The sequence below is a fragment of the Bacillus cereus group sp. BfR-BA-01330 genome, assembly GCF_022663885.1.
GTDB lineage: Bacteria > Bacillota > Bacilli > Bacillales > Bacillaceae_G > Bacillus_A > Bacillus_A cereus.
The window spans coordinates 563,592-576,748 of the sequence record NZ_JAKUGK010000003.1 but is presented as its reverse complement, the minus strand read 5'-3'; the positions used below and the strand labels follow the sequence as shown (position 1 = coordinate 576,748).

The following is a 13,157-nucleotide window of genomic DNA, read 5'->3' as shown; positions in this document are numbered from 1 at the left end:
ATAAAAAGTCCCCTTTAGATTGCACAGTAAATTACATATCTCTACTGTACATCCAAAAGGGACTTTACCTATAAATTAAGACTCTTGATTCGCTTGTTCTTCTAAAATTTTCTTCATCATTGCAACCATGTCATCACGTAATTCTGGGTGTTGCAGGGCCATTTCAATTGTCGTTTGAACGAATCCTAGCTTTTCACCTACGTCGTAGCGCTTTCCTTCGAAATCATAAGCAAATACACGTTGGATTTCATTTAAGCTTTGGATTGCATCTGTTAATTGAATTTCACCACCAGCACCGACATGTTGCTGTTCTAAGAACATAAAGATTTCAGGCGTTAAAATGTAACGGCCCATAATTGCTAAGTTTGAAGGAGCTGTACCTTGTGCTGGTTTCTCAACGAAATTGCGAACTTGGTAACGACGACCTTCTTGTTCTAATGGATCGATAATTCCATAGCGATGTGTTTCCGACTCTGGAACAGTTTGTACACCAATAACAGAAGAAAGTGTTTTTTCATACTCATCCATTAATTGACGTAAACACGGTTTCTCAGCTTGGACAATATCATCACCTAGTAACACTGCAAACGGCTCATCACCAATGAATTTACGCGCACACCAAACAGCATGTCCTAGTCCCTTCGGCTCTTTTTGACGGATATAATGAATATCTACCATTTTTGAAGAAGCTTGTACTTTTTCAAGCAACTCATATTTTTTCTTCTCTAATAAGTTTTGTTCTAGTTCAAATGCATTATCAAAATGATCTTCAATAGAACGCTTTGTTTTACCAGTAACGATAATAATATCTTCGATACCCGATTTCACTGCTTCTTCTACAATGTATTGGATCGTTGGTTTATCTACTATCGGTAACATTTCTTTCGGCATTGCTTTCGTTGCTGGTAAAAAACGTGTTCCTAATCCAGCTGCTGGGATTATCGCTTTTCTTACTTTTTTCATCACAAAATACCCTCTCTCCTGTCGGAATCAATAGCAATCATTTCCTACATAAAACAAAAGGGAGATTTCGCTCCCTTTTGTTCCTTACTACTTAAAATTACTTTGTATTATAAACGATTCATAATGTCTTCTTTAATAGTAAGTAACTTTTGTTCACTATTTTGTAAAGAACTATCTTTTACACCAAAGTAAAACTTAATCTTCGGCTCAGTTCCAGATGGACGTAGGCAGAACCATGAACCATCCTCTAATTGATATTTTAACACATTTGATTTCGGTAAGTGAATCTCTTCTTTATGTCCATCTTGTAAAGATGTAACGATGCTTGCTTTATAGTCTTCCACTGCTACGACTGTTAAGCCTGCTACTTCTTTCGGCGGATTCTCACGGAACGTTGCCATCATCTCTTGGATTTTTTCAGCTCCATCTTTTCCTTTTAACGTTAACGATACAAGGTCTTCACGGAAGAAACCGTACTTCTCAAATACTTCTAATAGACCGTCATATAACGTTTTCCCTTGTGATTTGTAGTATGCAGCTACTTCACATGCAAATAGGACAGATTGTACTGCATCTTTATCACGGCAGAATGGGCGGATTAAATAACCATAGCTTTCCTCATAACCGAATTGGAATTCATATTGTCCGCTTTCTTCATACTGCCTAATTTTCTCACCGATAAATTTAAATCCAGTTAACGTATCAACTGTATCTAAACCGTATGCTTTCGCAATTGTACGGCCAATCTCAGACGTTACGATTGTTTTTAATACGACACCGTTCTCCGGAAGCGTTCCGTTTTCTTTCTTTTGAGATAGTAAGTAATCAAGCATTAATGCACCTGTTTGGTTTCCTGTTAATACTTGGAACTCACCATTATGATTACGCACTGCTACACCAAGGCGGTCTGCGTCAGGATCAGTTGCGATTAATACATCTGCGCCTACCTTTTCACCGTCACGAATTGCATACTCAAACGCTGCGTGCTCTTCTGGGTTCGGTGATTTTACTGTAGAGAAGTTTGGATCTGGTAACTCTTGCTCTTTTACAACTGTCACATCTGTAAATCCAACTTCTTTTAAACCACGGCGTACAGAAATATTTGATGTTCCGTGTAATGGTGTAAAGACGATTTTTAAGTCTTTGCCGACCTTTTGCACCATTTCTTTATTAATGATGACATTGTTCAATTCTGCAGCATATGCATCATCTACTTCTTGTCCAATAATATGTAATAAACCGTCAGCTTTTAATTGCTCTACATCAGCGACTTCAACTGTTAATTCATCTTCTACTGCATTTACGTAGCTAATTAACTCATCTGCTTCTTTTGGAGGTAACTGTCCACCATCTTCACCGTATACTTTGTATCCGTTATATTCAGGTGGATTATGGCTTGCCGTAAGAACGATTCCACTTACTGTATGTAAATGACGAACTGCGAAAGAAAGTACTGGCGTTGGACGTAAGCTTTCAAACACATATGTTGTGATACCGCGTGCCCCAAGTGTAGCAGCAACTTCCATTGCGAACTCAGGTGATTTATGACGAGAATCATAGGCTACAACAACACCGCGTTTTTTCGCTTCCTCACCTAATTTTTCAATAAAGCTTGCTAATCCTTTTGTTGCTTTACGAACTGTATATACGTTTAAACGGTTCGTACCAGCACCAAGTTCACCACGCATACCACCTGTGCCAAACTCTAGGTTTTTATAAAAGCTATCCTCGATTTTCTTCTCATCTTGCTTCATATTTTCTAGCTGTTCTTTTAATTCTGCATCTAATTGTGCGTAAGAAAGCCAGCGACTAAATTCTTGTTTCCAATTCATTCTTCTCTCTCCTCTCGCTCGTCATACCTTTATTATATGAAAAAAACATGCTGTATCTCAATATTTTATAAAATCTAACAGGATTTTACTAGGAATATTTGTATACACTATTGTTAAATACTCCACTAAAGGGAATGAGGATTATGCACGAATGGGGCTTGTCAGAAGAGCTCAAAATACAAACAAAGCAAATGATTGAAATTGCTGAAAAAGAACTATCGATTATGAGGAACGCAATCGATAAAGAAGACGAATGTATTTTATGCAAAATGGAAGATATTCATCATATGTTAGCAAATGTACAAACATTGGCAGCTACATACTATATTCAGGCATATTTATCACCTTATACGGAAAGTTCATCTTTTATTACAACAGCTATCCAACATTTAAGCGCCAGAAAACATGGTGCTCTTATCGTTGTGGAAAGAAACGAGACGCTTGAAGCTCTCATTCAAACTGGAACGACATTAAACGCTCATTTAACTGCGCCATTACTCGAATCAATATTTTATCCAGGTAACCCTCTTCATGACGGTGCCGTTCTCGTAAAAAATAATCATATTGTCTCAGCTGCTAATATTCTTCCTTTAACGAAAAGTACAGAAGTTGATCCTGAGCTAGGAACACGTCACAGAGCTGCAATTGGCTTATCAGAAAAGAGTGATGCACTTATATTAGTTGTCTCTGAAGAAACGGGCCGTACTTCTTTTGCTTTAAACGGGATTTTGTATACGATTTCTTTATAAACACTTTTTTGAACAGCGCGGTAGTAAATGAAATTATATCGAATTACCAACAAATATACCTACTATATCAATAGAAAAGGCTGTCTCCAAAATTTGAGACAGCTTTTTCTTCAAAAAAATTATTCTTCTACAAAATGCTCGAAAAGTATACGAATTACCTATACCATTGCTCGAGCTGACCATAAATTATTTGCTCACAGGGATGTCTAAGTACACTTACTACTCTTTTTGTACTCAAAACATGTTTAGACCTCTTTCATAACAACTATATGTTTTCTAAAACGCTTCACTTCTAGCTATTATTTTTTATCTATTTTTAAGAAATAGTAAAAAAGGGTACTTTAGAAATCCTATCTAAAGTACCCTTTTATTAAAAATCTATTTTATTATAAAGAATAATTGGAGACTGCAAAATGATAAAAATATAGCATACTTTCAAAATTATTTATAATTATTAATATTAATATTAAACATAAAGCAACTACTTTTACACGTCTCATCACTTTAAAACCATATGCTAATAATAACGGTATTGTAAACAGCATATGTGCGCCATAAATAAATGCTTCAGATGCCCCAAAACCAATAATTCCATGTAAAACAATATTAAATAGTAAACAGAAACTTAAAAACCTTACGAAAGGCTCTTTTCTAAAGTTTTTCCATACAGCTACTATTATAAAAGCATACACAGATACAATCACAATCCACCCGATCATAGTATGCGATGGAAGTATATTTAATTGTGCGAATTGCTCACCTTGTCTTAAAGTAACTTCCGAGAATGGTCCAAAGATGAATGAAGATCCTAATAATAGATGAAATACTAATATACCTGATGGCTTAACGTATTCTGGTGAAAAACTCTGTCCTTGCGCAGCAAAGTCCATACTACCCTTTAATCCTTCGATAAGAACGACATTATTTGCGTTCATTGCTAATACAAACAGGACCACGACAATAACAATCGAAATACCAGTCCAAATAATTTTTTTCCGTAGTTTCTTATAACTCATCAGACTACCTAAAAACCACATAAACGAATTGGTTAATGTAACCCCTGTTATTACTATTGCCAACAATACATTCGCAATACTAAATCCTATTTTCGCTTCTTTTTCCCCTGTAATAAATGGATAGCATACAAAGCACATAAGTACCAATGTGAAATTTGCATAGCTAAAAGATTCTGGTGTCCACGTAATAACTAACATTGTAGCTGAAAATCCATACATGACCGCTAGTAAAAAAGAAACAATCGTATTCTTACAAATTTTACAGCATAATGTATAAATCATCACTACACTGAACGCGCTTAAAAACGTTTGAATGAATATAATACCATGTACAATATTCCCTACTTTTACTGTCTCCAGCATCCACATGAATTGTTGAATAAAATAATAAAGGAATGGATGTCGGAACCAGGTCGCCGCTGCTACATCTACTTTTTCAAGGAAAAAGGAGATGATATAATATCCTTGATCAAAAGAAAAATAGGTATCAACCACCCACGCTTCAATAAAAAGCTTAGAGTGAGTATCCATTTTCCAACCGATAAAAAAATAAAATGACCAATAAAAAATGAAAAGGACAAGGGCTAATATCCCCTTTCCTTTATAATCATTCCAAATATTCAATACTTCTTCTCCTCTCTACGGTAGAAATAACATAATTAGATGTGCCACGTATCCAATAACTGTTCCTAACACAAGCCCACCAAAAATCTCATGCCAATGATGTCCTTGACGCTCTCTTAATTTTTCTTCTTCCGAACTTATATGTTTATTCAACATTCTTGCATGTTTACCAACTGTACGGCGAAGTCCTGTGGCATCAATGATAACAATTGTTAAAATTGCCATCCCGATTCCAAACATCGGTGTATTAAACCCTTCATGAAACCCTATTGTCATGACCATACTTGATAAAATCGTTGTATGCGTGCTAGGAAATCCACCATTTCCAACTAAACGAAAAGCATCTTTTCCAGAACGAAGATAATTCACTAAAAATTTCAATACTCCCGAAGCTACCCAAGCTATAAATGGAAGTATACAATATAAATATGTTCCCATTGCTTTACCTCCTATGATTTTGCAATAAATAAAATGCCAGCTACTATACATACCATTCCAGCAATTTTCATGAAATTGATTGTTTCACCAAATAATAATGCTGACGCAATAATAACAAATACATATCCGAAACTCACCATTGGGTATGCATAACTTAAATCAACCTTTCTCAGCACAATCATCCATAATAATGCACTTAAACCGTAAAAAGCTAGTCCGAAAAAGTTCGGTACGTTAATGAAATTCATAATACCTACAGCCGCTGAACTTTGTGATTTCATTGCGCCAAACTTTAATAAAATTTGCCCTACAACTCCCATACCAACTGATAAAATAATCATTAAAAATTGTTGCATCTCTATACTCCTTAACCGTTTATATTCAAAAAATGTTTTATTCCAAATAAAAAACGTTTAAGACACTCCTCTTAAACGTTTTAACAAACCCGAATAGAGTAATTAAAAGTTCAATAGTATAATAATAACTGTTATCGCATATAACAACACTGTTATTAAAATATGCTGATCCTCTAATAAAACTTTATCTGGTTCTCCACCTTTATCTTCCATGTGAACTAAATATAAATAACGAAAAATCCCGTAAATTACAAATGGGATTGTCCACATTAAATAGATACTTTTCCCTGCATTAAAAGTAAAGATAGCATAAGTTACAATAGTTGCCGATGTAACAATTGTACTTAATTGGTCTAACAAAGCAGGAGAATAACTTTCTAATACTTTTCTATGAGAACCTTTATTATTCTGTAACAATACTAATTCATGTCTTCTTTTATTAATAGCCAAGAATAGTGACAGTAATAATGTACATAATAAAAACCACGGTGTAAATGGCACTTGAATAACTAATCCACCGGCCAATGCTCGTAAAACAAATCCAGCTGCAATAATTAAAATATCAATGATTACAACGTGCTTTAAACGAATTGAATACGCTACATTTAAAATAAAATAGGCTGCTAATACTAAGCACAATAACGGATTTAATATATATGAAACTACTAAAGACGCTACTAAAATAACACAACCTGCCGTAATAGCAAAGTACGGATTTAATGCCCCCGATGCCATCGGTCGATATCGCTTAACAGGGTGTTGTCGATCTGCCTCAATATCCATAAAATCATTTAAAATATAGACACAGCCAGATATTGCACAAAATAGCGCAAAACAAATTGCAGCTTGTGCCACCATAGTTAAAGATACTTGTTTTATTGAAAAGACTAACGCTGCAAATACAAGCAAGTTTTTAGTCCACTGTTTCGGGCGTAACTGTTTAAAAAACAATACAACTATATTTTGTTGAGATAAAGTCCCTTCCCTCATAATAATAAGAGTGCTTCTATTTTTGTCACTCTCTTCTTTCCCTCCCTATTCAATTGTTATTTACTTCTAATACAGGGAAAATTATATCACATAAGTATAACATTGAAAATCAACTATTAAATACCAATAAAAAAGGCTGTCTCAAAAATTTGAGACAGCCTTTTCTTCAAAAAATCATTCTTCTCCAAAACGCTCCACAAGTGTTGCAAGTGTACGTACCATTGCACCAGTTGCTCCAGCTGGACCTAAGTCGTGCGCGCCTTTTGTTTCTGATGTTCCAGCGATATCTAAGTGTACCCACGGTGTATCTTCAGCGAATTCGCCTAAGAATGTACCTGCCATAACCGCATGTCCTTCACGGCCTGGTGAGTTATTTAAATCAGCAAACTTACTGTTTCGAACGCGTTCTTTATCACGATCAAAAATCGGTAGTTGCCAAATTGGCTCATCTGTTTCCATAGAAGCCTCTAGCACTTGCTCAAATAACTCTTCATTATTTGTCATTGCGCCTGTCGTATAGTTTCCAAGTGCAACAATTACACCGCCTGTTAATGTTGCAACATCAACAAGGTAGTTTGCACCAAGTTTTTTCGCATACGTAATACCGTCAGCTAAAGCTAGACGACCTTCTGCATCCGTATTTAATACTTCAATTGTTTTTCCGCTCATAGATGTAATTACATCGTCTGGCTTAAATGCCGTACCACTTACAACGTTATCAGTTGAAGGAATAACAGCGATCACATTTTGTTCTGGGCGAAGTTCACCGATAATTTCCATCGCACCTAATACAGCAGCTGCACCGCCCATATCACCTTTCATACCGACCATGCCTTCACGTGGTTTTAAAGAATAACCACCTGTATCGTATGTAATACCTTTTCCAACGAATCCAATGACATCTGTCCACTCTTCTTTTCCTTTATAAATAAGAGCAATCATTTTCGGTGGCTCTACACTACCTTGGTTTACTGCAAGTAACGCACCCATACCAAGATCTTCCATCTCTTCTTTCTCAAGAACTTTATAGTCCATATCATACTTCTCCGCTAATTCAACAGCATACTCAGCAAGCTTTGTCGCTGTTAATACGTTTGGCGGCATATTTACAAGTGTACGAGCTGAATTTGTTGCACGTCCATGTACGTAGCCAACTGTTAATGCGGCTTCAATTTCTTGTGCATCTTCCGCTGTAATAGCCGTGAACTTCTCTAACTCTACACGATCCTTTTTATCTGATTTATACGTTTGTAATTCATATGTACCAAGGCCTTGTACCTCTGCTGCAATATGAGCGACATCAATCGCGTCTAATTTCTCTGTTACGAAAGAATCAAGTAAGATTGCTGCATCTTGTACTTTTGCTGATTGCAGTGTTTTAAATGCCTTACCAAGAGCCGCACGTAACGTTTCTGTCGTGTAAGACTCTTTCTTGCCTAAACCAACAAAGTAATAACGTTTCACATTTGTTTTTCCTAAGCTATGCACTTTCGAAATGGCCTTTTTCTTCGTAGATAATTCTTTCTCTTCTAGTAAAACTTGTAATTGTCCTTCAAACGCTTTGTCCAGTTCTTGTACAAAACTACTCATTTTCTCTTCTTCAAATAAAGCAACAATTACTGCTTCATGACCTGCTAATTCTTTTTGTACTTGAAACATGTTCAGACCCCCTAAATTTCTCTACCACCATTATAACTTTATTTTCGATAAAATGCGACAATTCTAACTACAGTTATATGACGTGTAAAATCCCCTCTATTATGAAATAAGCCAAGAAAAAAAGTCTAGCGTAATTACGACTAGACTATCTTTGTTTTAAATATTGACCACGAAACACTTGCATCGTTTCGTCTTGATTTAACATCGTTAACTCTTCTTCTGTAAACTTACCATTTCCTACTTTTACTACGTACACATTTACTTTTTTCTTACCCCATTGGCTATAAACATCTTTCACCGTATCATAATATAGATCAAGACGGTTTCCTTTTATTGCACCGCCCTTATCAGCTACTACACCATATCCATAACCTGGTACGAATAGAATCGTTCCAATCGGAAATACGCGTAAGTCCGCAGCGATTGTGGAATATAAATCCCTTTTCACTTTAACACCTGAATATGTAATACCATACTCTGGATGCCCTGGCCTCTTACCAGTTGACTCAATCCCCGATGTATAACCTGTTGCAGTCATTTCAATTGAACGATATTTAGACCAGTCGTTTGCCTGCTCTAAAGCATTTATCACTTCTTTACTCGGAGCAACATTTCTCTTAACTTCTGCTGCATGTACTTCTTTTGCACTCGTTCCCTCATACTTCTTTACAATCTCTAATAAAGAAACTCCTGTGAAAGCATTCCATGTTACGCATAATGCAATTGCAAGTAAACAAGTCATCATAATGCGAATACAATATCGTTTTAACATTTTTATATTCCACACTCCTTCATCGTTAATCATTCCCTATACCATGAAGGAATATGCAAAAAAATAATCTCCAACTTAATTGGAGATTAAAACATTTGATATCCGCTTTTCCGAAGTTTCTTGATTACGACTCCTGCTAAAGCAGCCCCTACTAATCCAGTAGATAGAATAAATACGTCTGCTTGTCCTAAGTGCGATACACTTGTCCCAAATGAAGAAAATGTTTCTTTCGGTTTTGAAAAATAATCCCACATACTCGCTTTATTAATAATAAGCATACAAACAATAGGATACACAATAACCATTACCCAAGTAGCTCGCAAAATCATGTTGAGTAAAAATCCAATTCCAAAGAACAAAATAAAGAATAACATCATTGAAATAAGTAGTACCGGTATACTCACTCTTTTCCCCTCTCCTTCGCACGTGCCGTAAATACGTGATAAGCTGTATAACCAAATGGTTCGCCTGGATTTAATGTTTTGTCCACTTCAAGATGTAGTTCTGATCTTCCTTCTAACAAATATTTAATAAGCACAGACGTATTCGGATCGTCCGCAATCTTATCCGGATGTAAGAACGCCACTTCAGACAATTCTTTCTCCTGTATAATAATATTTTCTCCTTCAGGCTCCAAAAGAAAAATAATCATATTATCACTAATCTCATTACGAATAACACCCGATCGAACACCAATGATCCCCTTCACATGAGCGACAATGCCTGTCTCTTCTAACACTTCGCGTTTCACAGCTTCATCAACCGTCTCACCTTCATTTACAAAACCAGCCGGTAAAGACCATTTCCCTTTTAATCCACTGTATTTCTTCTTAACAAATAGCCACCTACCATCTTTTGTAGCTACTAAACCACTAACAGCTAGCCATACCTTCCCTCGTTTCTCCATGATGTAATAACCTCCTCTTTCAGAACGGACAGAATATTCTTTCTTTTTATATTATACTATATTTTTAATATGAAAAAAGCAGAAACAGCTCTTAGCCGTTTCTGCTTTTTCTACTATATATTAAAAGAACTTTAATTTACCTTTTTTAAGAACTAATAAAGGTCCACCTAATAAGAATAGGTAACGATTATCGATTACTTTCTTCATGAAGGAAGCTTTCCAACCTGTTAACTTTTTACCCATAACAACGCCCATTGCATCGTCATGACCTAAAGAACATACAGATCCTTTATTATCAAATGCGAATTTTTTCATTTCACCTTTACCACGAACTAATACAGTTAAGTTGTGTGCAATATTGTAACCTTGTTGAATTGCAATTTGTGCTGTTGGTGGGTATGGACGGTTAATTTCTTCATTAATGATTAACGCTGCGTCACCAACCATGAATACATCTTCATATCCTGGAGCATGCATGTACTCATCAACTTTTACACGTCCGCGCATTGCTTCAAATCCAGACTCTTCCACAATACCGTTACCACGAACACCTGCAGCCCAAACTACTGTTTCAGACTTAATTAATTCAGTGTCATCGCCATTCGCAACGATAATACCTTCTTCAGTTGCTTCTTTAATTGCTGTACCGATGCGGAATTCTACACCTTTTTTCTCAAGTTGTTTTACAGCGTATTCTACTAACGCTGGATCGAAACCTGGAAGTGCTGTTGGAGCAGCTTCTACACAGATGATACGTGCTTTTTCACGTGGTACATTGTACTCTTTGCAAAGTTCAGGAACACGGTTTGCAAGCTCACCTACGTACTCGATACCAGTAAATCCAGCACCACCAACAACGATTGTTACTAACTCATCGCGTTGTTCAGTTGCATATTTAGAGAAACTAGCTTCCATATGCTCACGAATTTCACGAGTTGCATTAATGTTAGCGATTGAGAATGCATGCTCTTTTAATCCTGTAATTCCGAATGTTTCTGATTCAAAACCAAGACCAATTACTAAGTAGTCATACTCTAACTCGCCGTCTTTTAAGATAATGCGTTTTTCAGCAGCTTTAATTTCTACTACTGTGTCTTGTACAAAGTTCACTTTATTTGTATCAATAACGTCTTGAATATCTAGACAGATTTTTTCATCTTGTAATGTACCAGCTGCGCTCTCGTGTAACCAAGTCGCTTGGTAGTGATAGCTGTTGTTGTTTACTAGCGTAATTTCAGCTTCATTTACAGATAATGCTTTTTGCAGACGAACAGTCGTAATCATCCCGCCATAACCTGCACCTAAAACTACGATTTTTGGAGTCTTCACCAAATCACAACCCTTTTCTTTATATAATAGTAATGAGAAATAATACCAAGTACTAAAAACTCTATTTGTCAAGAATGTGGAATTTATCACATTCTATATCATAACAAAACGCAGTCAAAAAATCGTACGAATTTTGTCATAGAAATTTAACATAATACTTCCCTATATTAGTCGGTTTTATTCCAGAATTCAAGCGTCTGGAGAATTATCAATATTTTAAAATAACATAGCGTTTTCAAGGGTTTTTTAGACTTTTTTTCATGTATTTTCCTTTCTGTATATTTTATACAATAAAAAAGAACCTATGCGAAAACTTACACACAATTCAGTCGTTTTCAGAAGTATTATGAACTCAAATATGCTATCATTTATTTGAAAGTGTCATCATTTGCAGGATTTTCGTGTACATATGAACAATATATGAAATCAATATCAAAATTCCATCTATAGGGGGAATGAAAGTGGCAGAAAATCAAAAAGTTTACGACATAACAATTATTGGTGGTGGTCCAACAGGGCTGTTCACAGCATTTTATGGCGGTATGAGACAAGCAAGTGTAAAAATCATTGAAAGCTTACCTCAACTTGGAGGACAATTATCCGCACTCTACCCTGAAAAATACATTTATGATGTAGCTGGATTCCCAAAAGTGCGCGCACAAGAATTAGTTGATAACTTAAAAGAGCAAATGAAGAAATTTGACCCAACCGTTTGTTTAGAAGAAGCTGTCGATACGCTTGAAAAACAAGCTGACGGTATATTTAAACTTGTTACGAATAAGCAAACTCACTATTCTAAATCAGTTATTATTACTGCTGGCAATGGTGCTTTCCAACCACGCCGCTTAGAATTAGAAGGTACAGCAAAGTATGAAAAGAAAAACTTACATTATTTCGTTGATGATATGAATAAATTTGCCGGTAAGCGCGTCGTAGTATTTGGCGGCGGCGATTCAGCTGTTGATTGGACAATGATGTTAGAACCGATCGCTGAAAAAGTTACAATCGTTCATCGCCGCGATAAATTCCGTGCGCATGAACATAGCGTCGAAAACTTAATGAATTCTCGTGCAGAAGTAAGTACACCGTATGTTCCAGTTGAACTCATTGGTGATGACAAAATTGAACAAGTCGTTCTTCAGCACGTAAAAACTGAAGAAAAAGTTATCATCGATGTTGATGACGTAATTATAAACTATGGCTTCGTTTCTTCTCTTGGCCCAATTAAAAACTGGGGCTTAGATATACAAAAAAACAGCATCCTTGTAAATTCAAAAATGGAAACAAATATTCCTGGCATTTACGCTGCTGGTGACATTTGTACATATGAAGGAAAAGTAAAACTCATTGCTTGCGGCTTCGGTGAAGCACCAACAGCAGTAAACAATGCAAAAGCTTACTTCGATCCAAATGCAAAACTTCAACCAATGCATAGCTCAAGCATGTTTTAATATGTAAAAATAAAAGCTCCTTCCATACGTGGAAGGAGCTTTTATTTTATATACCACGAAAGCACACTGAA

At 36.0% G+C, this 13,157-nt stretch carries 13 protein-coding genes; 2 read left to right on the top strand and 11 right to left on the bottom strand.

All coding sequences use genetic code 11. The features are described 5' to 3' along the window. Positions 1-75: 75 nt before the first annotated feature. Entirely contained in the window at positions 76-963 is an 888-nt protein-coding gene (gene galU, locus MR112_RS11985) for a UTP--glucose-1-phosphate uridylyltransferase GalU (RefSeq protein ID WP_002097988.1), read from the bottom strand. Positions 964-1,070: 107 nt separating this feature from the next. Further along, positions 1,071-2,795: a phospho-sugar mutase gene (locus tag MR112_RS11980; RefSeq protein WP_001104221.1), complete on the bottom strand. Its 1,725-nt coding sequence runs from the start codon at positions 2,793-2,795 to the stop codon at positions 1,071-1,073. 143 nt (positions 2,796-2,938) lie between these two features. Between MR112_RS11980 and cdaS the strand changes: the two genes are divergently transcribed. Continuing rightward, a complete protein-coding gene (gene cdaS, locus MR112_RS11975; RefSeq protein WP_000545252.1) occupies positions 2,939-3,544 on the top strand; it encodes a sporulation-specific diadenylate cyclase CdaS in 606 nt (201 codons plus the stop codon). Positions 3,545-3,930: 386 nt separating this feature from the next. Here cdaS and MR112_RS11970 read toward each other — a convergent pair whose 3' ends face one another. The 9 genes from MR112_RS11970 to MR112_RS11930 all read right to left on the bottom strand — a co-directional run bounded on the left by MR112_RS11970 (position 3,931) and on the right by MR112_RS11930 (position 11,635). Next, entirely contained in the window at positions 3,931-5,184 is a 1,254-nt protein-coding gene (locus MR112_RS11970; protein ID WP_065212301.1) for a DUF6080 domain-containing protein, read from the bottom strand. A 15-nt stretch (positions 5,185-5,199) separates the two neighbouring features. Then, positions 5,200-5,622 carry a divergent PAP2 family protein gene (locus MR112_RS11965; protein ID WP_000537660.1) on the bottom strand — a complete coding sequence of 141 codons (423 nt, stop codon included), beginning with the start codon at positions 5,620-5,622 and terminating at the stop codon, positions 5,200-5,202. A gap of 11 nt (positions 5,623-5,633) precedes the next feature. Beyond that, entirely contained in the window at positions 5,634-5,978 is a 345-nt protein-coding gene (locus MR112_RS11960) for an EamA family transporter (protein WP_001183889.1), read from the bottom strand. Between the two features lie 102 nt (positions 5,979-6,080). Further along, positions 6,081-6,968, bottom strand: a complete 888-nt coding sequence (locus tag MR112_RS11955; protein ID WP_016123674.1) for a decaprenyl-phosphate phosphoribosyltransferase — start codon at positions 6,966-6,968, stop codon at positions 6,081-6,083. 174 nt (positions 6,969-7,142) lie between these two features. Then, entirely contained in the window at positions 7,143-8,627 is a 1,485-nt protein-coding gene (gene pepA, locus MR112_RS11950; RefSeq protein WP_000487950.1) for a cytosol aminopeptidase, read from the bottom strand. A gap of 145 nt (positions 8,628-8,772) precedes the next feature. Beyond that, the gene (locus tag MR112_RS11945) at positions 8,773-9,399 is read right to left on the bottom strand and encodes a 3D domain-containing protein (protein ID WP_000920103.1); all 627 of its coding nucleotides are present in this window, start codon (positions 9,397-9,399) and stop codon (positions 8,773-8,775) included. A gap of 86 nt (positions 9,400-9,485) precedes the next feature. Then, on the bottom strand, positions 9,486-9,803 hold the full coding sequence (locus MR112_RS11940) for a YuiB family protein (RefSeq protein WP_000027016.1): 318 nt from the start codon (positions 9,801-9,803) through the stop codon (positions 9,486-9,488). Further along, positions 9,800-10,306, bottom strand: coding sequence for an NUDIX hydrolase (locus MR112_RS11935; protein WP_000415313.1), 507 nt, complete (start codon positions 10,304-10,306; stop codon positions 9,800-9,802). The genes MR112_RS11940 and MR112_RS11935 overlap by 4 nt, the downstream gene beginning before the upstream one ends. Before the next feature lie 120 nt (positions 10,307-10,426). Continuing rightward, positions 10,427-11,635: an NAD(P)/FAD-dependent oxidoreductase gene (locus MR112_RS11930; protein ID WP_000856612.1), complete on the bottom strand. Its 1,209-nt coding sequence runs from the start codon at positions 11,633-11,635 to the stop codon at positions 10,427-10,429. Between the two features lie 461 nt (positions 11,636-12,096). Between MR112_RS11930 and MR112_RS11925 the strand changes: the two genes are divergently transcribed. Beyond that, a complete protein-coding gene (locus MR112_RS11925) occupies positions 12,097-13,086 on the top strand; it encodes an NAD(P)/FAD-dependent oxidoreductase (RefSeq protein ID WP_000829784.1) in 990 nt (329 codons plus the stop codon). Positions 13,087-13,157: the final 71 nt, after the last annotated feature.